The organism is Pseudomonas sp. J380 (genome assembly GCF_009827115.1).
In the GTDB taxonomy this organism is placed as follows: Bacteria; Pseudomonadota; Gammaproteobacteria; order Pseudomonadales; family Pseudomonadaceae; genus Aquipseudomonas; species Aquipseudomonas paracarnis.
Genome location: NZ_CP043060.1, coordinates 4,937,789 through 4,960,413, shown reverse-complemented (window position 1 = coordinate 4,960,413; position 22,625 = coordinate 4,937,789). Strand labels below are relative to the sequence as shown.

General features: G+C 54.6%; 23 protein-coding genes and 3 pseudogenes. 6 read left to right on the top strand and 20 right to left on the bottom strand.

Features of this window, described 5'->3' with window-relative positions; translation table 11 throughout:
• Positions 1-88: 88 nt before the first annotated feature.
• Positions 89-679: an LON peptidase substrate-binding domain-containing protein gene (locus FXO12_RS22670; protein ID WP_057975552.1), complete on the bottom strand. Its 591-nt coding sequence runs from the start codon at positions 677-679 to the stop codon at positions 89-91.
• Positions 680-1,075: 396 nt separating this feature from the next.
• Between FXO12_RS22670 and FXO12_RS22665 the strand changes: the two are divergent.
• A pseudogene (locus FXO12_RS22665) lies at positions 1,076-2,237 on the top strand (IS3 family transposase).
• Between the two features lie 263 nt (positions 2,238-2,500).
• Here the strand turns inward: FXO12_RS22665 and FXO12_RS29145 are convergent.
• The 9 genes and pseudogenes from FXO12_RS29145 to FXO12_RS22625 form a co-directional block, all read right to left on the bottom strand.
• A pseudogene (locus FXO12_RS29145) lies at positions 2,501-2,587 on the bottom strand (site-specific integrase); the annotation flags it as partial.
• A complete protein-coding gene (locus tag FXO12_RS29140; RefSeq protein ID WP_056791085.1) occupies positions 2,578-2,820 on the bottom strand; it encodes a transposase in 243 nt (80 codons plus the stop codon). The pseudogene FXO12_RS29145 and the gene FXO12_RS29140, both read right to left, overlap by 10 nt.
• A 381-nt stretch (positions 2,821-3,201) precedes the next feature.
• Complete coding sequence (locus FXO12_RS29460; RefSeq protein ID WP_372241957.1) at positions 3,202-3,414, bottom strand: hypothetical protein; 213 nt, start codon at positions 3,412-3,414, stop codon at positions 3,202-3,204.
• A gap of 140 nt (positions 3,415-3,554) precedes the next feature.
• The gene (locus tag FXO12_RS22650; RefSeq protein ID WP_223816856.1) at positions 3,555-3,770 is read right to left on the bottom strand and encodes a hypothetical protein; all 216 of its coding nucleotides are present in this window, start codon (positions 3,768-3,770) and stop codon (positions 3,555-3,557) included.
• Positions 3,771-3,987: 217 nt separating this feature from the next.
• Positions 3,988-5,430: a glucosyltransferase domain-containing protein gene (locus FXO12_RS22645; protein WP_096001721.1), complete on the bottom strand. Its 1,443-nt coding sequence runs from the start codon at positions 5,428-5,430 to the stop codon at positions 3,988-3,990.
• A complete protein-coding gene (locus tag FXO12_RS22640; RefSeq protein WP_054899054.1) occupies positions 5,427-6,347 on the bottom strand; it encodes a glycosyltransferase family 2 protein in 921 nt (306 codons plus the stop codon). The genes FXO12_RS22645 and FXO12_RS22640 overlap by 4 nt, the downstream gene beginning before the upstream one ends.
• Positions 6,344-6,706, bottom strand: coding sequence for a GtrA family protein (locus FXO12_RS22635; protein WP_056791091.1), 363 nt, complete (start codon positions 6,704-6,706; stop codon positions 6,344-6,346). The genes FXO12_RS22640 and FXO12_RS22635 overlap by 4 nt, the downstream gene beginning before the upstream one ends.
• Positions 6,707-7,122: 416 nt before the next feature.
• Entirely contained in the window at positions 7,123-7,344 is a 222-nt protein-coding gene (locus FXO12_RS22630) for a hypothetical protein (RefSeq protein ID WP_060772710.1), read from the bottom strand.
• Positions 7,345-7,697: 353 nt separating this feature from the next.
• Positions 7,698-7,826, bottom strand: a pseudogene (locus tag FXO12_RS22625) (type II toxin-antitoxin system RelE/ParE family toxin); the annotation flags it as partial.
• A 291-nt stretch (positions 7,827-8,117) separates the two neighbouring features.
• Between FXO12_RS22625 and FXO12_RS29135 the strand changes: the two are divergent.
• Positions 8,118-8,774: an integrase arm-type DNA-binding domain-containing protein gene (locus tag FXO12_RS29135; protein ID WP_256678906.1), complete on the top strand. Its 657-nt coding sequence runs from the start codon at positions 8,118-8,120 to the stop codon at positions 8,772-8,774.
• Entirely contained in the window at positions 8,738-9,406 is a 669-nt protein-coding gene (locus FXO12_RS29130) for a hypothetical protein (RefSeq protein ID WP_131672132.1), read from the top strand. Before FXO12_RS29135 ends, FXO12_RS29130 begins: the two co-directional genes overlap by 37 nt.
• A gap of 729 nt (positions 9,407-10,135) precedes the next feature.
• Here FXO12_RS29130 and FXO12_RS22610 read toward each other — a convergent pair.
• The 7 genes from FXO12_RS22610 to FXO12_RS22580 all read right to left on the bottom strand — a co-directional run bounded on the left by FXO12_RS22610 (position 10,136) and on the right by FXO12_RS22580 (position 16,946).
• A complete protein-coding gene (locus FXO12_RS22610; protein WP_131672133.1) occupies positions 10,136-10,342 on the bottom strand; it encodes a hypothetical protein in 207 nt (68 codons plus the stop codon).
• A 219-nt stretch (positions 10,343-10,561) separates the two neighbouring features.
• Positions 10,562-10,981 (bottom strand): hypothetical protein, encoded by a 420-nt coding sequence (locus tag FXO12_RS22605; RefSeq protein WP_054899051.1) that lies wholly within the window; start codon positions 10,979-10,981, stop codon positions 10,562-10,564.
• A complete protein-coding gene (locus tag FXO12_RS22600; protein WP_054899050.1) occupies positions 10,978-12,876 on the bottom strand; it encodes a hypothetical protein in 1,899 nt (632 codons plus the stop codon). Before FXO12_RS22600 ends, FXO12_RS22605 begins: the two co-directional genes overlap by 4 nt.
• A complete protein-coding gene (locus FXO12_RS22595; RefSeq protein WP_131672134.1) occupies positions 12,873-14,552 on the bottom strand; it encodes a hypothetical protein in 1,680 nt (559 codons plus the stop codon). Before FXO12_RS22595 ends, FXO12_RS22600 begins: the two co-directional genes overlap by 4 nt.
• Complete coding sequence (locus tag FXO12_RS22590; RefSeq protein ID WP_056791103.1) at positions 14,527-15,699, bottom strand: site-specific integrase; 1,173 nt, start codon at positions 15,697-15,699, stop codon at positions 14,527-14,529. The genes FXO12_RS22595 and FXO12_RS22590 overlap by 26 nt, the downstream gene beginning before the upstream one ends.
• 180 nt (positions 15,700-15,879) lie before the next feature.
• Positions 15,880-16,596 carry an LrgB family protein gene (locus tag FXO12_RS22585; RefSeq protein WP_034126899.1) on the bottom strand — a complete coding sequence of 239 codons (717 nt, stop codon included), beginning with the start codon at positions 16,594-16,596 and terminating at the stop codon, positions 15,880-15,882.
• Entirely contained in the window at positions 16,593-16,946 is a 354-nt protein-coding gene (locus FXO12_RS22580) for a CidA/LrgA family protein (protein WP_054918124.1), read from the bottom strand. The genes FXO12_RS22585 and FXO12_RS22580 overlap by 4 nt, the downstream gene beginning before the upstream one ends.
• A gap of 182 nt (positions 16,947-17,128) precedes the next feature.
• Here FXO12_RS22580 and FXO12_RS22575 point away from each other — a divergent pair, with 182 nt between their 5' ends.
• The 3 genes from FXO12_RS22575 to FXO12_RS22565 all read left to right on the top strand — a co-directional run bounded on the left by FXO12_RS22575 (position 17,129) and on the right by FXO12_RS22565 (position 20,169).
• On the top strand, positions 17,129-17,584 hold the full coding sequence (locus FXO12_RS22575) for a MaoC family dehydratase (protein WP_003194496.1): 456 nt from the start codon (positions 17,129-17,131) through the stop codon (positions 17,582-17,584).
• 195 nt (positions 17,585-17,779) lie between these two features.
• Positions 17,780-19,498, top strand: a complete 1,719-nt coding sequence (locus tag FXO12_RS22570) for a C13 family peptidase (RefSeq protein ID WP_019818759.1) — start codon at positions 17,780-17,782, stop codon at positions 19,496-19,498.
• Between the two features lie 29 nt (positions 19,499-19,527).
• Complete coding sequence (locus FXO12_RS22565; RefSeq protein WP_054896194.1) at positions 19,528-20,169, top strand: oxidoreductase; 642 nt, start codon at positions 19,528-19,530, stop codon at positions 20,167-20,169.
• Positions 20,170-20,312: 143 nt separating this feature from the next.
• On the opposite strand, the gene FXO12_RS22560 is transcribed toward FXO12_RS22565, so the two are convergent.
• From FXO12_RS22560 to mpl, 3 genes are read right to left on the bottom strand one after another with little or no spacing between them, the layout of a single operon-like run.
• The gene (locus FXO12_RS22560) at positions 20,313-20,597 is read right to left on the bottom strand and encodes a YceK/YidQ family lipoprotein (protein ID WP_003194502.1); all 285 of its coding nucleotides are present in this window, start codon (positions 20,595-20,597) and stop codon (positions 20,313-20,315) included.
• Positions 20,590-21,219, bottom strand: coding sequence for a flavin prenyltransferase UbiX (gene ubiX / locus FXO12_RS22555; protein ID WP_032895136.1), 630 nt, complete (start codon positions 21,217-21,219; stop codon positions 20,590-20,592). The genes FXO12_RS22560 and ubiX overlap by 8 nt, the downstream gene beginning before the upstream one ends.
• Positions 21,216-22,565 (bottom strand): UDP-N-acetylmuramate:L-alanyl-gamma-D-glutamyl-meso-diaminopimelate ligase, encoded by a 1,350-nt coding sequence (gene mpl, locus FXO12_RS22550; RefSeq protein WP_057975553.1) that lies wholly within the window; start codon positions 22,563-22,565, stop codon positions 21,216-21,218. The genes ubiX and mpl overlap by 4 nt, the downstream gene beginning before the upstream one ends.
• Between the last annotated feature and the right edge of the window lie 60 nt (positions 22,566-22,625).

The window sequence follows — 22,625 nt, the reverse complement described above, 5'->3', positions numbered from 1 at the left end:
TCATTGTTGTGCGATCGGAAAATAGTGCAGGCGGCGCAGTGGAGGCGACCGACCAAAGTCTGAAAGTCCTGCCAGACAAATCCGAACATCAGGTGAACAGTTCACCCTGCAATTCATCGAGCAACAGTTGGATCGCATCCAGGCGCTGTCCTGGGTCGTCCAGTTGCAGCAAGTCGATCTTGTCGGCCTCGTTAAATGGAAGCAGATAGGCCAACTGATTGCTCAGGGCTTGCTGGCCTTCGGCCTGGCCGCCCATGTCCAGCGAGGCCACCATCGGGTGTTCGGCCAAGGCCTCAAGCAACGCCAGCAAGTCGGCGTCCTCTTCGCCCAGCGGCTGGTCCGGCAATTCTTGCAGCCATTGCACATCGGCCACCAGCAACTGGTCTTTCTGCACGCCGGCCTCACGCACGCGGAAACGACGGCCACCTTCGACGCGAATGCCCAGCAGGCCGTTGTCCTGCTGTTTGAAGTCACGAATCAGCGCCTCACAACCGACAAGCGCATAACCGTCAGGGGCCGTGCCCACTTCCGAGCCTTCAAGGATGCACACCACGCCAAAGCCTTCGCCCTTTTTCATGCAACGGCCGATCATGTCCAGGTAGCGCGCCTCAAATATCTGCAAGTCGAGGGTGCAGCCCGGGAACAGCACAGTGTTGAGGGGGAATAGCGCCAGACTCATAAGTTCTGGTGCCCTGCTAACGGTTAAATTTGTTTTATCTTCCATAAATCAGTTACTTACCTAATTTAACGTTTTTCACGTGTTTTCACGTGTGGACCGAGTGAGTGAAGGCCAGCATGCACAATTGCAATCCTAAGAACCTTCTCATTTTGAGCTCGTCTGGAGTGGAGGTTAGGCTAGAGCAACCAGTAACGTTTCAGGTAGTGCACCCCAAGGCAGGTTGGTGACTTTGTTAGGAGAGTGTTGTAGAGGACGGGGTCTCGTCTGAAGGCCAGAATAGCCCTTTTCTGGAGAATCGAGCATATGCAACCTTGATGAGAAATGCCTATAACTGTAGTGGTCTAATGAAACCGGACACCCATTTTGACGAGAATGCTCGCCAGATCGAGGTGTCAGCTGACCAAACAACGCCGCTCCTTTACTCCTGAATTCAAGCGCGAGGCTGCCGATCTTGTGCTCAAGCAAAACTACAGCTACACCGAAGCCAGCCGTTCACTCGGCATTGGTGAATCGGCATTGCGTCGCTGGGTTGACCAGATTCAGAAAGAACATAAAGGCGTCACCCCGCAGAGCAAAGCACTGACTCCGGAACAGCAAAAAATTCAGGAGCTGGAAGCCCGGATTGCTCGGCTTGAGCGAGAGAAATCAATACTAAAAAAGGCTACCGCGCTCTTGATGTCGGAAGATCACGAGCGTTCGCGCTGATTGCCCAGTTGAGCACCCATGAGCCGGTTGATTGGCTGTGCAAGGTGTTTGACGTCACTCGCTCGTGTTACTACGCCCAGCGCCTGCAGCGCCGCACGCCCGATGTTGAACGGCTTCGATTGCGTAGTCGCGTCAGTGCGCTGTTCTCGAAAAGTCGTAGCGCTGCGGGCATTCGCAGCATCCTGTCGCTGATGCGTGAAGACGGTGAGCAGGTCGGTCGATTCAAATTGCGCAGCTTGATGCGCGAGCTTGATTTAGTCAGCAAACAACCCTGCTCCCATGCCTACAAACTAGCAACAGTAGAAAGACTGGATATCCCGAACACATTGAACCGCGAGTTCGACGTGCCAGCGCCCAATCAAGTCTGGTGCGGCGATACCACCCACATTTGGGCGCAAGGAAAGTGGCATTACCTGGCTGTCGTCCTGGATCTTTGTACGCGTCGGATCGTGGGCTGGGCGCTGTCGGAAAAGCCAGACGCTGAGCTGGTGATCTAAGCGCTGGATATGGCTTACGAGCAGCGTGGCAGGCCTTCGGACCTGCTATTCCACTCGGACCAGGGATCGCAATATGCAAGCCGACTCTTTCGCCAGCGGTTGTGGCGATACCGCATGCGCCAGAGCATGAGTCGACGAGGAAACTGCTGGGATAACGCACCGATGGAGCGCGTATTTCGCAGCTTGAAAACAGAATGGATACCGACCGTGGGTTATCGAACTGCGCAGGAAGCATAGCGCGATATCAGCCATTTTTGATGCATTGCTACAACTGGATTAGGCCTCATCAATTCAACGATGGGTTGGCTCCAGCGCGAGCCGAGGAAAAACTTAACGTCGTGTCTGGGATTAGTTGACCATTACAATTTGGAATAGGAACGGCGTTATGACTGCATGAAAGACCCGCTTAAAAGGCTGGAAATGGGGCCCACTTAATTAGGTGGACACCAAGGCCTTCGGCGGTTGCGTCAGGAAAGTGTGTTGGCCGGACAGATACATAAGAGCTTCGTTGGCGCATGGAAATCCTAGCGATAAGGGCAATCGCGTCCGCTTATGAATACGCGGACACCATCGCCCTTAATGCTGGAGTTCGGTAGGTGTGTTCGCCGCCCGCTTATTGCTCACCAGCGGAAAGCATCATCGATGCGTAGGTGTGAAGAGTTTGATAAGAGCGGCGATATCTGACGCCGGCGCTTTTTAGAGCTGGTAGGCGCAGTGCGGCTTCGCCGCACCAAATACCGCGACCACGCGTGCCCGTGCAGTGTCAGTGCCGGCCCGCATGTCCATGGGCTGGGTGGCGATCCAGATGGAGTCGATACGAATCACGTTGGCGTTGATGCCGTGATTGACGGCTACGCTGGAAATCGTCGCTTCAGGTTGCAGGCATTCCTGGACGACCTGGGGTTTGAACGATTTGGGGTAAGAGCTACGTTGGCCCATGGAAATCCTGGCGATAAGAGTAATCGCGTCCGCTTAAAATACGCGGACACCATCATCCTAAATACTGGAGTTCGGTAGGTGTGTTCGCCATCTGCTTACCATGGTCTTGATGTAAGCTCGACTCAAGGAACGGCGCACCTTCTCGATCAGCATCACTATAGATCGTGACGTGGGAAATGTGCCATCCAGCTTCGAATTTCTGTACCGTGAGCGTCGTGTTCGCTGACCACCGACGCGTCCAATAAGTAAGCTTGAAATCCATAAGTGTCCCTTAGCTTAAGGGGGTAGAGGCCAACGCGGCGTTCCTCTACCGCCTCAGCCCCGCAGGTGCTGGGCTTGGGCGTTGCTGAGCGACTTTTCCTGAAATTCAGTGTTCTGTTTTCAATGCCGCAAGATGGCATCTTGCAGCATCTTCGGATACGCCCTGAAACGCTCGATCAACAACGTTTCCTCCACAGGTGATTTACCTGATAAGACAAAGTGGGCGTTGCATCCCGCCTTCAAGAAGGCTTGCAGCACTTCGCTCCCTGGAAGCCCCTTGCCTTGCTCGTAGCGACACCAAATCTCGCGAGATATGCCGCAACGTTCAGTCATTACAGCTTGCGTAAGAGCCAGCCGCTTGCGTTCACTTCTGAGTCGTCTTTCTTTTGTTTTCGCGGATGCGAAAATGGGCGTCCTTCTACGAACCCGCCCCGCTGCGAGGCTAGGACTTGGTCGTACCTAGGCCTTTTCCCTCAATTGATCGAAGGCGCAGACACTTTCGGCGCTTCACCGAAAGCGTCCATCAGTGCTGCTCGGGTTTCTTCTAGGGGGATCAGCAATTTATGTCCTGCCTGTTTGTTGATCCCTCCACTCAATGCCGCACCACAAATCAGCCCGAAAACCAGTGCGTAATGGAGGTGTGCCTCGGATTTATCATGGCGCTCGACAGCGGCCTTGAAGTCCAGCAAGGCCCCGGCGAATAGGGCCCTTGGAGATATTACCCCCAAACAGAAACTGGCCCCAACGGACAAGCCTATACTTCTAGCAAGCATTAAAAGCGGGGGTGAATTACCGTAACAGTCTATGATTTACACCGCAGCGACGGAAGCACTCGAGTGAGCGCCTGCTAGTCGACATCCTGCAAACATAAAAATTCGACACGTAAGGGTGATGAGCCATCCCGTATTATTTAAATTTGACATATGCCGTATCTTCGGATCCGAAACAAATATCGTAATAATATCTTTTTAGCTTAGGCAGGCAACCATTAGAAAAAGCCTCAGCATTTTCATCCGTTGCATATTTTACATCTGGAAGACCAAGTCTTTTAATGACGTATAGACCTCCGTCATATTGATATGAAAATGCTTTAGGCAAAATATTTTTTACCAGGGGATACGCAGTCACTATGACTTCAGTGCCAGAGGAATTTTTTAGCACACCATCGACGCGTATATATTTTATATCATCATATCCGCTTCTATTTATGTCATCAATAATGCTGATAGCCGTTCGTTCAATATGGTCGTTTTCTAGTTTAAAAGCGTTATGCGCAGCATAGACAAAACCAACCATATAAATATAAGGAATAACCAGAATATATCTAAGCGCCCTAACCGAAGCCCAGCACAAAGGTATAAGCATTGCCGAGATAAATCCACCAAAGCCTATATAGCCTCTAGCAAAGAATAGTGGTTGCTCGCTAAAAATCATAACCCCAGGAATTAGCAATACAAACGTGAAGAATGCCAAAACGCTTGACAAAGCCAAAGCAAATGGACTTATAGATTTGTAGTTTGATATCAATAAATTTGTAATTGTCAAGACATAAGCAGAAACTAGACATAAGACGAAAATCTCAAAGCCCAAGCTTTGACTGTTAGTGAATATCGAAAATGAAGATGTAAAATTATCGAATACTTTCAAAGCACCAGACTTATCCAGCCCCACAGTAGTGCTGTATTCTAAGAAGTATTTATTGACCTGCACAAAGTGGATTATTATTTTGGAGTAAACAAAATATCCAACAATGAAACCGAAACCCCGGTTAACAAGTCTTAATACGGCTACTCTGAAATCTCCTTTTGTAGCGAAATACAAGAACTCAACAACTGTCAGCACAGCAAAAATATTTACTGAAACTTGATAGGTTGACAATGTCAGCGTCACAAATGTTGCCGTAATCAGAACACACGCAACTGTTCTTTTGAATTCAAAACAAAACGACAGCAAGGCAAATGCAACAGAAAGCACCATAAAAGGTGAATCATATTTAAAATGTAAGTTTGAGCTAAACAGAGGGCTAAGGATTAAGGGGCATATACAAAAAGCAAATAAAATATCCCTCCCGTTAGAAAGTCTCTTGGACAACATAGAAAAAACAAAGCACAAGAAAACCACTGCCAATATTAATGGTGCTGGATATAAATCAGGCACAATATCGCTTTGCAAAGTTAATACATTGTAGAAGATCTCTGCGAATGGTCTTGCATCGCCAGACCATCCTTTAATACCTAGGACAACCCTATACAAGTCATCCATATAGTAAACATTCGAACTAAAAATGGGAATTAACGCCACTCCCAATATCAGCAGGCATGAAATAAAACAGTTTTTGCTATAAGTCATTTTCTGTGCCTTTTGAGGATATACCGCGGTCTTTGTTTTACCTCAGTGTATATGCGCCCGATATATTCACCCAGCACACCAATACCTATCAATTGAATGCCACCAAGAAACAGAATGGAGACGAGTAGCGATGGATAACCAGGCACAGCATTACCCCAGATAACTTTATCAATTACCATGAAGCTACCATACAAAAATGAGCAGGTAGCCACAAACAACCCTAAATATGTCCATACTCTTAGAGGTACAGATGAAAAGCTGGTTATTCCTTCAATCGCCAGATTCCATAATTTCCAGCCATTAAACTTTGAATCCCCAGCAGACCTTTCTGCTCTAGAGTATTCAACCAGTTCAATATTTCCGCTTGCCCATGACAATATCCCTTTCATAAACAAATTGCGCTCAGGCAGCAGCTTAACATTTTCGACTGCCTCTCTTGACATTAGTCGGAAATCACCTACATTCTCTTCAATTCTCGGCGTACTGATTTTATTGTGGCATCTATAAAACCACTCGGCTGTTTTCCTTTTCAACCAGTTTTCTTTAGAGCGATCAGTACGCTTGGCTAACACTACATCAGCCCCTAACTGCCATTTTCTAATAAGCTCTGGAATTACTTCAATGGGATCCTGAAGATCTACATCAATTGGAATTACAGCATCTCCAGTCGCATATTCTATACCAGCAAATAGCGCTGGCTCTTTACCGAAATTTCGGGTGAAGCTTAGCGCCATCACTAGACAATCTGCAGTCGCATATTTATTAATAATCAACTCTGTTGCATCGTGACTACCGTCATTTATGAAGATTATTTCTACTTCATACTCGCTCAACTCTTTGTTTTCACGAACGGCTTTATAGAAGATAGGTATTGCATCTTCTTCATTGAAAACAGGTACAACCAATGATATTTTCATTTTTTATCTTTAAAAACAATCAGTTTTGAGTAAAAGAATCCCACAATCAAGCTAATTGCAGAAAATGTTATCAGCGTTAAAATTGGCGTCAAGCTTATTCGATCGGCTAACAAACCAGACGCATAGCTTAATGCACCCATAAAAGCAACGAACGCAATATACCTGAGTGTCGTAGGCTTTTTCTCGAACGTCATATACGAATTAGCAAAATAAGAAAATGTAACCGCGATACTGAAAGCATACAAATTTGACGTGGCTTGACTGAAGTCTTCCTTATAAACCAGCCATGCAAATACAACCCAATGCAGCATAGTATTGACTATACCCACAGACAAATATTTAAAAAAAAGCTTACTCATTTTCTAAAACCCTACAGCTTTTTTATAAACATTGGACTTGCAATCTACCACAACTGGCAAGCTGTGAATAATACCCATCAAACAGTTACTTGGTTGCAGGAACTAAGTGCTACACGATTATTCTGTTGGTTCCAGATTGCACTATTCCTACGGTAGTTTCTGTGTGGACGTCATTCCGTTGCTAGCGCAGTGGACTGGCACTCTTTCTGATAGCTCAAACCTGAGCCATCTCCGGTATTACTTCAGCAGCTTGCGGGCAGCCATCGTTGGTTAACGCCTAGCTGGTCTGCAATCTCTTAGCTGCTCATCCCCTCACTTTTCAGCTTCAGAGCCTGACGGCGTAGCTCGCTCATTTCATCCTCTGTACGGGTGCGGCTAGTCTTTGGCTTGGCTGCGATCTGAGGGATCATATCGGCCTATTCTTCGGCTGGAGCTGGCTTTACTGGTGCGAGGGAGTGAATAGGTGCCATAGAATTCTCTGATGGCTCACTGTCGGTAAACTGGGCCAGACCTTCGCGGATCAGATCTGCCAGTGTCACCGCCACGCCTGTCGCCATCATCCTGCGCTTGGCGATTAACTCTAGCTTTACCCTGGTCTCTTGTTCCAATCGAACGCTGACGTGTTTCTTTGCTGTCATGTCATGCCTCATGTGTTACGCGTATTACTTGACTCAATGTATGCGAATTTCGTAGACATGTCAACAGTCTGCATCCTATCCACAGAGGGTGGCTGGGCTGGGAATCAGCTCATTTCACTCCCAATCAGTCAGCACCTGATTCATTGGTTTTCAGGCTAATTATCTTGTCAGTTAGAAAATTGAACACGGCCTCGGGGCGACCTATCCTGTATTTAGGATTTGGGGAGCAACGGAATAAAAAGTGCACCTAAGGCCAGTGAGGGTCTTGGGTGGCTGGTAGCCTGCAAAGGGGAGCCTACAGAATTCGTAAAAAACGTACGCTAAGGTTTTCTGAGCCTTGGTAGGCCATCCATTCACCTATCTGCGCGGGTTTGCCACAGGCGCAGAAGGTAGATAGTCGAATCCACTATCACGTAGCGCATCTCGTAATGGCCGACCTGGATTCGGCGAACATCCCTTGGTTCAAACCCTTCTACCCGCTCTACATTCTTATTCCCCCCTGTCCCACACCCTCCCGCTATGCACCAACCCCCCTGCAATACTGAACAAGCTCCAATCCCTTCTGATCCCCGCTATTCCTTTTGTGTCCTCTTATCCTTGATTCTGTGTATGGCGCCATATATGGTTCGCGCAACATCGAACCTAACCATACAAGAATCCAGCATGAAACGATCCGAGATAAAGCGCCGGCCACTGGCCGACACGGTGCTGGCATCCCTTGAGCCAGGGGAGAGGAATACCGCGAAAACTATGGAATAGACCGGCTTTATTTCGTGGTCAGCAGCACGGGCTGTAAACGCAGGGAGCTTCGTTTCAAGAAGTCTGATGGCAAATGGGGATGGCACGGACTGGGCGCCTACCCGGACGTGACCGCCAAAAAGGCCAGGGAGAAAACTCAGGAAGTGCAGCGGCTCAATGCTGAAGGCGTAGACCCTATCACCCATAAGGCAACGTTGAAATTTTCCAAGAATGCCGTCGAGGCGAACACGTTCAAAGCTGCAGCCGATCTATGGCTTGATAAAAAGATCAGGGACGGTCGGGCTGAAAAGACCCTGTCCGGAATCAAAGGCGCGCTGACCAACGACATACTCCCGGCCCTTGGTAGCAAGCCCCTGAGCAGGATCACCAGGTCGGATTGCGCCAACCTCCAGGCGAGCATCGAGAGCCGCGGTGCCCACAACACCGCAGAGAAGGTGCGCGTGTGGGTGAATCAGATATTTGGACTGGCCATTGCCAAGGGCATGAATGAGAACAATCCGGCCAGCAACTTGATAGACATTGCCGAAAAGGCACCAGAGGAATCGCAGTACCCACACCTTTTGGAGTCGGAGCTGCCAAAGTTCTTGCGGGCGCTGGTTGAATCACGCAGCGGCACCATTGTCCGCACTGCCGCATGGCTGACTCTGCTGACCGCTCAAAGCCAGGCATGACGCGCTGGGCGGAATGGGCCGAACAGGCTGTCAAGATGAAAATGCGGCGTGACAACGTCGTACTGCTGCCCACCCAGATAGTGGAGCTGATCAGTGATCTGCAACGGCTTACTGGCCGGTCCCGCTACCTGATCCCATCATCGGGCGAGAAGGTGCCGGAAATTTCAGATGCGTCGATCAATAAGTGCTTTGCACTGATCGGGTACAAAGGGCGGATGACGGGCCACGGCAGTCGGCACAACTGCGAAACTTTGCTATCCGAATTTGGCTGGGATGAAAACTGGCGGCACATGCATCTGGCCCACAAGAAGGCCGGACTCAAAGGCGTGTATGGCAAAGCGATCTACCTGCCGCAGCGCAAGAAGATGGTGCAGTGGTATGCGGACTATCTTGATGCGCTTCGGGAAGCGCATGACCGAGCAACAGCGGGCCGAGTTCGTCTCACGAATCAAAAATATATAAGGACGCTTTATGAAACCAGTAATGGCAACTATCTTTTCTTTCGTGCTGTCTATGACAAGCATCACAGGCGTGGCACAGGCCGGCCAAGTAGATCCTACCGACGTCAGCGAGCAAGCTTGTTCCAGGGATTTGTCATGCTGGGGAAAGCTAAACTATCCCTACTATGTTGACGGTTGCCAACAAGCAATACAGAAAACAGCTAAAAACGCTTTCAAATGGACTGGTGGCAGTGGGGGCATAGCAATAAAGGATATCGCCTGGCTGGATTACAACAAATCGACGATAACCATAAAGGGCGAAAACTTTGAAACCTTGGAGGACGTTGGTGTTTTTCAAGATTCTCACGGCAAGGTCGCGTATCAGCATGGAGCGGGAGTATATAAGAAGGCCAGCTTTGAGTGTGACTATGACGCAGGATCAAAGAAGGTGCTTTCGGTTAGACTGACCGTCTTAGATATATGAGGTCCGCCTAAAAGACGGGCCCTATATTTCTATACTCCCGTGCGCTTCAAAAACGCTGAAGTCTCCGTTGCGGGAATTGTGATGTTTGCAGTAGTAGGGTTTGAAATTTTGACGTGAACCACGCCGTTAGCGACCCACCCGACGCCGATGTTCCGGCGCAAATTCTTCGGCGCAAAAAGAGCCATCGTCAAGCTTTAAGGCTTACCCGCAACGAAATTGGCCGACCATGAGAATCAAATCGCCTTCGTCCGGCATTACCCGCACACGGGAAATGGTTCGGTCAAGGCGAATGGGTAGTGGTACACGTAAGATGGAGGACATGTCCGCATAGGGGCCGAGTGGTTGGTAGCTCCCGTAGGGCGTTAATCGGCTTTCGTCGAAACTTGCCGGTCCTGCAACCTCACAGTAAATCAGTGCCCTGAAACCCTCTGTCTCATCTAAATCGGGCATGATCCGTCGGCGCGGAAGGTCGAAAGATCAAAGGAACTGGCGTAGCGCTCAGACACCATTGACAACAGCTTTTCAAGGGCCTCTTTAGGCCATTTTTCAAAGAGCAAGGATTCTCCAGGCAGCAACTCGGCGCCGATCATCCCTTCGATGCCTTTGAAGATGCAGAGCAGCAGTGGTCCAATGTCGCGAGACAAGCGAGTCGGTCTTATATGACGAATGTTGACATTTGAGTCAACCGGCCATAGAGTTCTAAAGGTAGCCCTTGAGGCACTTGATTTTTAACCCCTTGAGGGATTTGCAGAGCCCGGTTGATTACCGGGCTTTTGCCATTCTGAGACTTCTGCTCACGCAGCTAGCAGTTACCAAACTAGTGGGTACCGGCCTGACTTACTCAAGGTGAGTTGGTCGGACGTTTACTCCTTATAAGCCAGATCGATCACCTTATGATCGTTCATCTTACTCTTGAGCACACGGTTCTCGTCCAATAGCACCTCATTGACGGATGCGAGTTGGGCGATCTTGGCCCGCAGTTCCTCTATCTCCTGACGATGTGCTGCTGACTTTATGCGTTCAGCAAGCAAGTCTTGGTGTTTCACATCACGCATGGCGCGACTGGAGCGCCCTTGAGCCTCGCGGATAGCCTCGGCAATTCCTGGGTAGTAGTTGTGAATTAGCGCCGTTGATACGCCTGCTTCGCGGGCGACTGCGGTGATCGTAACCTTGGTTTCCCCAGAGCGGGTACGTCCCTTCTGGATGCGGTAAAGCGCGAGCCGCAGATCCTTTTCACGATCGTCAGCCGGCTTGTAGTTAGTTGCCTTGTCGATCGGCTTCATGCTATCAGGCTCTCCGGGTCCATGCCTAACTTGTCCAGTACGTCTCGGCACCGATTCAGGTCGCGTTCAACGCGCTGTCGTCCGCTCTCGCCAATGTCCGGGCAATGCAGCAGCCCTTTCAGATCATCGTAGAGTCGCTGGTATATGGCCGCGTGGCGACGTCCAATCACGGCATTGTTGCAGTTGCTGCAGCGGGTACGTTCTAAAGTATTGCCGACGCAACCGTCGTTGTCCGCCGTGCACCAGGCATGACCGTTGCTGCGAATCGCAGTGCTTTCAGCAATAGAGTTCAGCATAGAAGCGTGATCCTTGAATATCAGCAGGTTCTGGGGTTCTCGCTGCCACTGCTTGAGCGCACGACCATAGCCGCCAGCCATGGGTTCGTCTCCCAACCAGTAATCAACGATGCCGAGTTTTACATCTTGCAATTCCGTCTGAATATCGGCGTAAAGGTCTAGGTCCAAGTGCTGTCCCCAACTGTCGTCTAGCGCGTAGCCCAAGGTCATGTCCAGTGACCAGTGCGCGTAATGCTCCTTGAGATAACGTAGGTCACCGAAGCGGCTATGCGCAGCGTAGTTGGCAAACTTGCGGCGGAACTGGTGGCTGGTGAGACTCCAGTTCAACCCGCAATCCTTGACGAATATGTTTAAGTTGAAACCCAAACCCCACGTGGTAAGCGTGCGTACTTGGTTACCCTCTTTTGGATATACGCCGAGAAATAACGCATGCCGGTGCTTTTGCGCCTCTACAATTCGCGGATCATGTGGGTTGGCGCGGCGGCGGCGCACGATCTCTGCAGCAATCATGGCCTGATAGGGCGCGCACCAGCGTTCCATCACCCGCAGGCTAAGCACGGCTGCCTCAGGGATCATCCAGTCATGAATTCCTACGTCAGTCTTGTCCGACCGCGAGCGCATCCAATGATAGATGGTGCCCTCATCGTCTTGGGTACGGTGGTGCGCACCCAACCGCAAGTTTGCCAACTCATGGTGGCGACAGCCGGAGGTGCTGGCCAGGATGATGTAGCAGGCCGTACGCAGGTCGCTCAGCGCCCGGTTGAATGCTCTCAGACCTCCCTTCCGACCACTATCGCTCAGAAGGCGATTCTTGGCCGCTATGACTGCTTCGCGACATTGCCCCTTTCGCTCCTTCGCGATGACTTCCAACTTATCGCGAAGGTCTAACAGTTGATGGCCGCGTTCAACCTGCAGGTAGGCCCGTTCGAACAGGATGCAGAACACATCATCGGGGATCAGCGGCGTCTTGCTGTCTTTCTTCTGACGGGAGCCGCTACCGGTAAGCCCTGCCATTGCTAAAGAGGACGTCTCTGGCCAGGGATGCTTTGGCATTGGATCATTGGTGTACTGGCTCAGTTCATAGAGCGCTTCGACGGCCGCTAAACGTCTACGTAGTCCCTCTTGCGACAGCGGTTTTCCCTTAGACCGGTGGGGTTGCCGGTACGCTTTGCAGGCGGTCACATAGCTCGCACATACCAGAGGTGTCACCGCGCCCAGATGGTCGAGCTTGAGCACCTTCAAATGCCGAAGGAATATCATTGCATTAAAGAAAAGTTGTCGCACTATGCTGCCTTTAGGCCGACCCGAATCTGTGCGCCCACTCCGGAGATAACGATACAGCGCCGCCTTCATTACCGCCCGAAATACCGGTGGCACGATGCTGAAGTCCAGTCGTGTTTTACTGGTAGAGATGTTGTTGGGGAAGCCGTCGAGTTGCCAGGTGTCATCGCCGTAGCAACTGAGGATGACCCAGTGTTCACCGACCTTGGTCGCGCTGATGATCAGAGCGTCGCGCTCGGATTCGGCGAGCTCATACACATCGTTCGGCTGGGTGGGAAGAGGTACTTGGGGTGGTACCGTCAGGAGGTTGCCGTTCATGAAAATGTCTCCAGGCTGTCAATCAAATCAATCGACCAGAACTGGTGTGGCTGGGTTCGGGCGCGCTCACGGGCGGCTTCCACTGCTGTGGCCTTAAAGGTGCCGCGGCGCAGCCCCTCGGCAACGATGTAATGCTCAATCAGCCGTGGAATGTGGGCGTATTCCCGTGCCCAGCGCCGCTTGTCCATGCGCGAGCGCTCGGTCAGTACGCGGAAATAGAAACTGAACAGTTTGTACAGATCTTCTGCCGTCACCGCGTAGTGCTTGCAGCGCAGACAGTTCATGAAATTCATGCAAGTCGCGCCTTCGCGCGCCGGGGCGTACTGTCCGTATACCAAGTCGGAGCAGTGGCCCATGGGGGTGTCCTTGTAGGTCGTACCGATGGTGTTAGTCAGCAACTCCTGCACCAGTACCTCACCCATGAACTGCCAGTTGCGACGGGCATCTTCGCCGGGCGCCAAGTAGTTCTGGTCGGCCACCTGGGGAGTGTTGCCGAGCGCCGCGGCGGAAGTCGTTAAATCGCCATCGGTCAACTCGAAGATACGATTAGCGAAGGTCTTGCGAAGGCGCGAGACGTTGATGCGTAGTGCCTTCCCGTCGCTGTCGGTCAAGCTATATTTGGTTACGAGGCTACTTGTCGCCTTAGCTAGCACATTTTGATTCAAAGCCGAGACTCGACTGGCACCCTTATCGCTACCATATCGATATAGCCATACTCTGCCCTTCAGGTCGTCCGGGGCATCTGCATCCAGAGACTCGGTCAGCGACATCACGCGGCGGATTAGTCGCTCCACGTTGGTTCTCACACTCGGTGTTGATTCCAGGAGGCGATTGGCGTTCGAGTCTGAGCGTAGCGCCACTTTGCTGGTGTTGTAACCACGCCGCTTCCATAGCACCAGAAATACGGCGTTGTCTTTGGGGTGCGGCCGCAGGCAGTCCCGGCCCATTTCCAGCAGTGGAGTTGTATTGCGTCCGGTGTGCAGCGCAATGACCAACAGAGCGAAGACCAGTAGCTCCTTGGTCACTGGTGCGTCGTCATCCCAGATCGGCTTAAGAGCCTGCCTGAGTGCTATTTTGAATGCTTGTCGCTCGCGTTTAGATAGCGCTGTCTCGCCCTTGCCCTTGAGGTTGCTGTTTGGGAAAGGGTTGCGCGGAAAGGTGGCTGCATTGCCGGAGTCGATAAGAGTGATCAGCCCACGCCGACCCAAGGCGAGCAGCACAGGCTTGGTCTTCGAATAGACGCTCTTCTGAGTATTAGTAACCCAGCCCCGCCCCGCCAGATGTGCAAGGTAGCCGTCGATCAGATCCCGATGTAAATCAGACAAAGCTAAGTTACGACTAAAAGCCATCCCACGTAGCACACAGTAGTCAAGGAAGTTGCACAGGCCAGTGTTGCAATAGCTAATAATTGTGGTGACTGAGGCGGCTTGGTCCTGGCCGGCGAGGAACCGCTCGATTTGGCGCTGACAGGCGTAGGTAACGTGGTCGATGCCGACACCGTACCAGCGGCCAAACTTAAAGCGACGGGCGTTAATAGAGTTCCGCCCGAACTCGATCGTAGTGTTAGTCGGCGGGATGACCTCGGGGAGAATGACCACATTGCCTGCCGCGTTGTGACAGTGCTCGACTTGCGGGACGCTGAGATCGGTTTTAGTAAATACCTTGCGCTTGCCCATCAAGTCCCCCCACTAGCGCGTTCAACTCATCGTCATAGGCCAGCACAGCCTCGTCGGCTATTTCGTTGACCAGATGCAGGTACACCATGGTTGTTTGAATCGAACTGTGGCCAAGTTGCCGTTGGATGAATACTAGTGGTTCCAGTCCGCTCGCTGGATTGCGTTGAAGACTGATCAGGGTATGTGTGGCATAGGTATGTCGGAGCATATGCGTATGGACCTTGATCCCCGCCCGCTTGCCTACCTTGCTGATGATCCGATTGATGCTCTTGCCGTCCCCACCGTACGGTCGTCCGAACTGGTTGAGGAGCAGCGCCCTTTGCGGGGTCTTGCTCAGCGACGCACGCTCGCTGCGGAACTTCGTCACATAGCGGTAGAGTTCAGCCATAAACTCGCGACTAACGTAGATACCTCGCGGTTTGCTGCCCTTGGTCACCATGCCGCTGCCGTCGAATGGATCGAGGTAGATGCGAAGGTTGCGCTCGGTTCGTAACGCCTTGTCTGGATCGAAGACATAGGACAGCGGAAAGGCGGCGAGTTCCTCGCGGCGCAGACCCGTATGCAGCGCCAGGCGCATCATCATGCGGTGATGCGGATTCTCCGCAGCGGTCAGTAGCGCCTTGACGTCGGCCATGTTCAGGAACTTGGGCAGAGTCTTATGCCTACGCGGCATCACATCGTTTGCCATAGCCTTGCCGCCACTTGCATCAATATGTGCAAGAAAACGTCTCCCGTGCCTCACGCTGCGTTCCTCATAGGCGAAGGGCAGGCGCTTCACCCACCCTTCCTTTTGCGCGAACTCGTAGAACTTGCAGATGTAATGCAGACGCTGGCGAGTGGTGTTCGATGCCAGTTCGCACGCAATCAGGCTGTAGTCCCGATAGGCCGCCACAAGGCTCTTTGCCTCGCCACGATCAACGTCGCACCAGTCCAGCTCATGAGCCTGGATGAAGCTGAAAAAGTCGTAGAGCGCGCGTCCGGTGCTGGGCCAGGATCGCTTAGAGCCAATGACCCCGCGAAACAGGTAGTGACGAAAGAACTGATTGGCCGGGACACAACTTTCCATTGAGTCCCATAGCAGAATGGGGAATCCAGGATAGGGTTGCCCAGCGATCACCAAATCGTCAGTAGCCCACACAAGCTCCATCTGCCATCCCCTGTACTGACTAGGCAGCCAATCCCTTTGTCTGCTCTGGCAGAGCTAGGGCTATTAGATCGACCCTCAAGCACATCGTGGAACTATGAAATCGTGAGGGTCTGTTTCTTTTAGACGGAATATTTAACGGTTGCAAGGTGCCGGATCATAACGGCTTCCTTAAAACCTGGGTTAAACAATGACCGACACCGCCAACGGCAGGAACACCGCCGTGGCCACGCCCATCAAACTCATGGCCAGCGCCGCGAAGGCGCCGCATTCTTCGCTTTCCTGCAGGGCTACTGAAGTGCCGACGGCGTGGGCGGTCATGCCCAGGGCCATGCCCCGCGCTTCGGGGCTGCGTACACCCAGGCGCGACAAGAGCGCTGGACCGATCATCGCGCCGACCACCCCAGTGATCAACACGAACACCGCCGCCAAGGCCGCCACGCCGCCGATCTGCTCGGCCACCAGCATGGCAATCGGCGAGGTGACCGACTTGGGCGCCATGGTCATCAGCACCCTGTGCTCGGCCCCGAACCACCATCCCAACGCCACACAAAGGCCGGTGGCCAATACCCCGCCTACCACCAGCGTAGTAAATATCGGCCAGAACAATTGGCGAATCCGTCGCAGGTTCAGATAAAGCGGCACCGCCAGGGCCACTGTGGCAGGCCCCAGCAGGATGCCCATGATCTCGGTGCTCTTGCGGTATTCGGCGTAGCTCAGCCCGCAGGTGAGCAGCACGCCGATCACCAGCAGCATCGACACCAGCACCGGCTGCAGGAAGATCCAGCGGGTTTTCTCGAACCCCGCCAGCACCAGTTGATAGGCGCCCAGGGTGATACCGATACCGAACAGCGGGTGATGAATGACCGCCGTCCAGGCGCCCTGCCAGTCGAGGATCATTGGTCCTTCTCCTTGCGCTTGACCATCTGCTGCATCAGCACACCGACAAAGCCCATGGCGATCACCAGCGACACCACCAACGCCCCGACGATGGCCCAGAAATCCGCCACGATGTCCTTGGCATACACCATCACTCCCACGGCCGGCGGCACCAGCAGCAGTGGCAGGTAACGCAACAGGCTGCCGGCAGCCAGGCTCAGGGGCTCGCCGACTTCACCGCGCCAGACCAGAAAGCCCAGCATCAGCAACAAGCCGATGATCGGCCCCGGCAGTACCGGCACCAGTAAATGATTGATCGCCGTGCCGATCAGTTGAAACAGCACCAGCCAGGTCAGGCCACGTAACAGCATCCCGCTCTCCCCCTCAAAACTCGCGCGCATTATAAGCATGCCCGCCCTATGCTCCGGCATTCGCCAAAAGCATGTTGGGTTGACCAGGCTGATTGCCCATGATGATCTACATTGGTTCTCTGTAACCCATAAAAACGCCCCTTATCAACGGGCACATAAGTGATGAACCAAGGAGAGACGCAATGCCCTATGTACCCGTAGCGCAGCTCAAAGATTACGTCGGCAAGGAACTGGGACGTTCCGAATGGCTCACCATCGACCAGGCGCGTATCAACCTGTTCGCGGAAGCCACCGGCGATCATCAGTTCATCCACGTCGACCCGGTCAAGGCGGCGCAAACCCCGTTCGGCAGCACCATCGCCCACGGGTTCCTGTCACTGTCGCTGATGCCCAAGCTGATGGAAGACATCCTGATCATGCCCGAAGGCTTGAAGATGGCCGTCAACTACGGCCTGGACAGCGTGCGCTTTATCCAGCCGGTGAAAGTAAACTCCAAGGTGCGGCTGAACGTCACCCTCACTGACGTCACCGAGAAAAAACCGGGCCAATGGCTGTTCAAGGCCACCGCCACCCTGGAAATCGAAGGTCAGGAGAAGCCGGCCTATATTGCCGAGTCGCTGTCACTCTGCTTCGTATGATCGCCACACCCCCACTGTAGGAGCGAGCCTGCTCGCGAAGGTCGTCAGCGATAACGCGTGCTTGCTGAACAAATGCGGCGCCTGTGAGTTTTCGCGGGCAAGCCCGCTCCTACAGGTGATGGATCCTGCGCATAGACCACTAGGTTCGGCACCCCGGCTACGGCATACTCGGCGCTCAATTATCCGGATCCCGCTATGCGCCCACTCGCTCCCCTTGCCCTTGCCCTGTTGCTCACCGCTTGCGGAGACGGCGAATCGCTGTTGCCGCCCGATGCGCGCTTGCCCGATGGCGGCCGCTACCGTGGCGATGTGGTCAACGGTTTGCTGCAAGGCCAAGGCCGTGTGGACTACCCCAATGGCAGTTGGTACGCCGGCCAGTTTGACAAAGGCCAGTGGCACGGCCAGGGCGAATGGCATGGCAGCAATGGCGAAGTCTATAAAGGCGAATTCAAGCAGGGCCTGTTTGATGGCCAGGGCAGCCTGACCACCTCGGGCAGCAGCTACGTGGGCGGTTTCAAGAACGGCCGACGCAACGGCGAAGGCACCCTCAAAGAGGGGCAGATGACTTATCGCGGCGAATTTCAGGACGACCAGTACTCAGGCCTCGGCCGCCTGGAACTGGCCGACGGCAGCCAGTACCAGGGCCAGTTCGCCCACGGCAAGCCCAATGGCGAAGGCCAGCGCAATGACGACAGCGGCAACCAGTTCAGCGGCCGCTTTGTCGATGGCCAACTGGAAGGCAATGGCACCTTTAATAGCGCCGAGGGGGATATCTATGTCGGTCAATTCAAGCAGAACCAGCTCAACGGTAAAGGCCGCTACGAGAACGCCGACGGTGATGTGTGGATCGGCCAGTTCAAGGAAGGCGCGCTGACCGGCAAAGGCGAATTGATCGGGGTCGATGGCAGCCACTATGTCGGCCAGTTCAGTGACTGGCGCTTTACCGGCGAAGGGCGCCTGAACCTCACCGATGGCAGTTTCTATATCGGTGGCTTCGACAGCGACAACTATCAAGGCCGTGGCACCCTGGTACTCACCGACGGCACCGTGCAGTCCGGCACCTGGGTCAACGGCCTGCGCGTGCGCGACGCCGAGGGCAAGCTGCTGCCCGACCCTCTGGAGACCGGCATACTGGCTCAAGGCCGCTTGCTCGATGACGCCCTGGCGACAGTGCCCGCGTCCACTCCGGCCGTCGAGCTATACACGTTGGTGCTGGCGGGCGACGGCAAACAAAGCGTGTTCCTGCGCGAGGCCGATTACGTCAGCAACCTGCTCGCCACCCGCTTCGGCGCGCGCGGGCAGGTGCGCCTGGTCAACCACCGCGACCATATCGCCGACCGCCCCCTGGCCACCCGTGAAAGCCTGCGCCGCTCGGTGCAAACCCTGGCCGAACGGACCGGGCCGGAAGACCTGGTGTTCATTTACTTGACCAGCCATGGCACCCATGAGCATGAGCTGGTGCTCGACCAACCGCGCATGGAACTGGCCGACCTGCCCGCCGACGAGCTGGCCGCCGTGCTCGCACCGCTGAAAAACCGCGACAAGGTCATCGTGATCTCCGCGTGTTACTCCGGCGGTTTCATACCGGCGCTCAAAGATGAGCGCACCCTGATCATGACCGCCTCCCGTGCAGACCGCGTGTCATTCGGCTGCTCGGAAGAAGCAGACTTCACCTACTTCGGTGATGCCCTTTTCGCACAAGCTTTCAACCAGACGGATGATTTGCAACACGCCTTCAAACTGGCGCAACTGCACGTGGCCGAACGCGAACAGGCGGACAACTTCGAAGCCTCCGAACCGCAGATCTGGGCCCCTAAAGGCGTGATCGCCCATTGGCAATTATTACGTAAACAGCAGGCACGAAAGGCGCTCGAAAGCGTCTCAATGAATAGCAAGGAAGCCAAAGGCAACTAAGCTGTAACGTGTAACAAGGGGGAAACACCATGTACCTGACACCGCAGCATATCTTGCTGGCCGGGGCTTCCGGCCTCACTGGCGAACACCTGCTCGACCGCCTGCTCAACGAACCCACCGTGACCCGCGTGCTGGCACCCAGCCGCAAACCATTGGCTGAACATCCACGCCTGGAAAACCCGGTGGGCGACCCGGCGGTGTTCCTGCCGCAACTGAGCGGCCGCGTGGATATTGCCTTCTGCTGCCTGGGCACCACGATCAAAAAGGCCGGCTCGGAAGGGGCGTTCCGTGCGGTCGACCTGGACATGGTGGTGGCCTTCGCCAAGCGCGCACGGGAACTGGGCGCGCGGCATCTGATCGTGATCAGTGCGATTGGCGCCGACCCGAAATCCTCGGTGTTCTACAACCGGGTCAAGGGGGAAATGGAACTGGCGCTGAGAGCGCAAGACTGGCCGCAGTTGACCATCGTACGTCCATCGCTGCTGCTGGGGGAGCGGTTGGAACCGCGCCTGGCCGAGCAGTTGGCCGGGCCGCTGTCACGGCTGATTCCCGGTAAGTACCACGGTATTGAAGTCTGCGAACTGGCCCGCGCCATGTGGCGCCTGGCGCTGGAAGAACAGGATGGCGTGCGGGTGGTGGAATCGGACGAGTTGCGCAAGCTCGGTAAGTAATGGTGCAGCGCTTGTACTGATCGCTCCCACGCTCTGCGTGGGAGCGCCGGTTATGACGCTCTGCGTCATGCTTGGGACGCGGAGCGTCCCCGACTGCATTCCCACGCGGAGCGTGGGAACGATCCACCCAGGTAGCCCTTATCTTACAGTCCGCCCGTGGCGTTGAAGCCAACCCCCAGCACCGTCAACACCGACAGTGGCAACAATAAGGTATCGAGCAACGCGCTGGCCGGCAGGTCGAGATGGGGATAGCTCGGGGCCTCGGCACCAAAGCGGTCCTTGGCGCAGCAGCCGCCATTGATCGCGTACAGATCCAGGCGTGTGCCGGCATACACCACCGGGGCGCCCGGTTGCGCGGCATCCAGAGTACGCGCGGTGGCACAGCCGGTGAGTTGCAGCGCCATCAACAGCAGCAGTGCTTTATTCATCGCCGCCCAGATGGTGCTCGCCCCAACGCGGCAACATGTCCTGGGGAATGTTCAACAGGTTGAGAATGCGCGCCACCACAAAGTCCACCAGGTCATCGATGGTCTGTGGCTGGTGATAGAAACCAGGCGACGCGGGCAGGATGGTCACGCCCATGTTCGACAACTTGAGCATGTGCTCCAGGTGAATGCTCGAATACGGCGCTTCGCGCGGCACCAGGATCAACTGGCGGCGCTCCTTCAAGGTCACATCCGCCGCCCGTTCGATCAGGTTGTTGCAGGCGCCCGTGGCAATCGCCGACAAGGTGCCGGTGGAACACGGCACCACCACCATCGCCGCTGGCGCACCGGAGCCTGAGGCTACCGGCGACATCCAGTCCTCTTTGCCGTAGACCTTGATCTGCCCCGCCGCTGCGCCGGTGTACTCGGTGAGGAATGCCTGCATCATCTGCACCTTGGAAGGCAGCGCGACATCGGTCTCAGTCGCCAGCACCAATTGCGCCGCCTTGGAGATCAGAAAATGCACCTCACGGTCTTCACGCACCAGGCAATCGAGCAGGCGCAGGCCATAGGGCGCACCGGATGCGCCGGTCATCGCCAGGGTGATGCGTTCCGGCCCGCTCATTTCAGTGCCTCGGCCAGCTTGCCGTGCAGGCCGCCAAAGCCGCCGTTGCTCATGACCACCACGTGGGTGCCGGGCTGGGCCAAGGATTTCACATGCTCAATGATGCCTTCCAACGAATCGCAGACTGTGGAGGGCACGGTGCATAGCGCAGCAATCGCGGGCAAATCCCAGCCGAGGTTGGCCGGCGCATACCACACCACCTGGTCGGCATCGTTGACGCTCTCGGGCAGGCCATCACGGTGCGCGCCCAGCTTCATGGAGTTGGAGCGCGGCTCGACGATGGCAATGATCTGCGCATCGCCGACGCGCTTGCGCAGGCCATCCAGGGTGGTGGCAATTGCGGTCGGGTGGTGGGCAAAGTCGTCGTAGATGGTAATTCCATTTACTTCAGCGACTTTCTCCATGCGCCGCTTCACACTCTTGAACGCGCTCAAGGCGACAATGCCCATGGCTGGCACCACGCCAACATGCCGAGCGGCAGCCAGGCTCACCAAAGCGTTGGCCACGTTGTGTTGGCCGGTCATGCCCCAATCGACGATGCCTTGGGGCTGGCCTTCGAACAGCACTTCAAACCGCGAACCGTCTTCGCTGAGCAACCTCGCCTGCCACTGCCCGTCCGCGCCGGTGGTTTGCACCGGGGTCCAGCAGCCCATGTCGATCACACGCTGCAACGCAGGCTCGGTGGTGGGATGAATGACAAGGCCCTCACTTGGGATAGTGCGCACCAAGTGGTGGAACTGGCGCTCAATCGCCGGCAGATCGGGGAAGATATCCGCGTGATCGAACTCAAGGTTATTCAGGATCGCTGTGCGTGGGCGGTAATGGACGAACTTGGAGCGCTTGTCGAAAAAGGCGCTGTCGTATTCATCGGCCTCGATCACAAAAAACGGGGTCTGGCCCAGGCGCGCCGATACCGAGAAGTTCTGCGGCACACCGCCAATCAGGAAACCCGGGCTCATGCCCGCATGCTCCAGTACCCAGGCCAGCATGCTGCTGGTGGTGGTCTTGCCGTGAGTGCCCGCCACTGCCAGGACCCAACGGCCCTGCAGCACATGGTCCGCCAGCCACTGGGGGCCGGAGACGTAAGGCAAGCCTTTGTTCAGTACGTATTCCACCGCCGGGTTGCCGCGAGACATGGCGTTGCCGATGACGACCAGGTCCGGCACCGGGTCGAATTGCGAAGGGTCGTAACCTTGGGTCAGCTCAATCCCTTGCGCCTGTAGCTGCGTGCTCATGGGTGGATAAACATTGGCATCGGAGCCTGTTACGTGATGGCCCAGCTCTTTGGCCAGAACCGCCATCGAACCCATGAACGTACCGCAGATACCCAGAATATGAATGTGCATAGTCGACCTCGTAAACATCGAGGCAGGTTAGCGTAGGGTGGGAAAGTTCGCACGCTTTAG

Bases quoted from the DNA above. Each gene is read 5' to 3' on its own strand.
- FXO12_RS22605 (WP_054899051.1), bottom strand. From the start codon at position 10,981: ATGAAGCCGATCGACAAGGCAACTAACTACAAGCCGGCTGACGATCGT.
- FXO12_RS22560 (WP_003194502.1), bottom strand. From the start codon at position 20,597: ATGAATAAAGCACTGCTGCTGTTGATGGCGCTGCAACTCACCGGCTGT.
- FXO12_RS22565 (WP_054896194.1), top strand. From the start codon at position 19,528: ATGTACCTGACACCGCAGCATATCTTGCTGGCCGGGGCTTCCGGCCTC.
- FXO12_RS22585 (WP_034126899.1), bottom strand. From the start codon at position 16,596: ATGATCCTCGACTGGCAGGGCGCCTGGACGGCGGTCATTCATCACCCG.
- FXO12_RS22630 (WP_060772710.1), bottom strand. From the start codon at position 7,344: ATGACAGCAAAGAAACACGTCAGCGTTCGATTGGAACAAGAGACCAGG.
- FXO12_RS29140 (WP_056791085.1), bottom strand. From the start codon at position 2,820: ATGGGCCAACGTAGCTCTTACCCCAAATCGTTCAAACCCCAGGTCGTC.
- FXO12_RS22570 (WP_019818759.1), top strand. From the start codon at position 17,780: ATGCGCCCACTCGCTCCCCTTGCCCTTGCCCTGTTGCTCACCGCTTGC.
- FXO12_RS22600 (WP_054899050.1), bottom strand. From the start codon at position 12,876: ATGAACGGCAACCTCCTGACGGTACCACCCCAAGTACCTCTTCCCACC.
- FXO12_RS22645 (WP_096001721.1), bottom strand. From the start codon at position 5,430: ATGACTTATAGCAAAAACTGTTTTATTTCATGCCTGCTGATATTGGGA.
- FXO12_RS22595 (WP_131672134.1), bottom strand. From the start codon at position 14,552: ATGGGCAAGCGCAAGGTATTTACTAAAACCGATCTCAGCGTCCCGCAA.
- FXO12_RS22590 (WP_056791103.1), bottom strand. From the start codon at position 15,699: ATGGAGCTTGTGTGGGCTACTGACGATTTGGTGATCGCTGGGCAACCC.
- FXO12_RS22640 (WP_054899054.1), bottom strand. From the start codon at position 6,347: ATGAAAATATCATTGGTTGTACCTGTTTTCAATGAAGAAGATGCAATA.
- FXO12_RS22575 (WP_003194496.1), top strand. From the start codon at position 17,129: ATGCCCTATGTACCCGTAGCGCAGCTCAAAGATTACGTCGGCAAGGAA.
- ubiX (WP_032895136.1), bottom strand. From the start codon at position 21,219: ATGAGCGGGCCGGAACGCATCACCCTGGCGATGACCGGCGCATCCGGT.
- mpl (WP_057975553.1), bottom strand. From the start codon at position 22,565: ATGCACATTCATATTCTGGGTATCTGCGGTACGTTCATGGGTTCGATG.
- FXO12_RS29130 (WP_131672132.1), top strand. From the start codon at position 8,738: ATGGCTGACTCTGCTGACCGCTCAAAGCCAGGCATGACGCGCTGGGCG.
- FXO12_RS22670 (WP_057975552.1), bottom strand. From the start codon at position 679: ATGAGTCTGGCGCTATTCCCCCTCAACACTGTGCTGTTCCCGGGCTGC.
- FXO12_RS22635 (WP_056791091.1), bottom strand. From the start codon at position 6,706: ATGAGTAAGCTTTTTTTTAAATATTTGTCTGTGGGTATAGTCAATACT.
- FXO12_RS22580 (WP_054918124.1), bottom strand. From the start codon at position 16,946: ATGCTGTTACGTGGCCTGACCTGGCTGGTGCTGTTTCAACTGATCGGC.
- FXO12_RS29460 (WP_372241957.1), bottom strand. From the start codon at position 3,414: ATGACTGAACGTTGCGGCATATCTCGCGAGATTTGGTGTCGCTACGAG.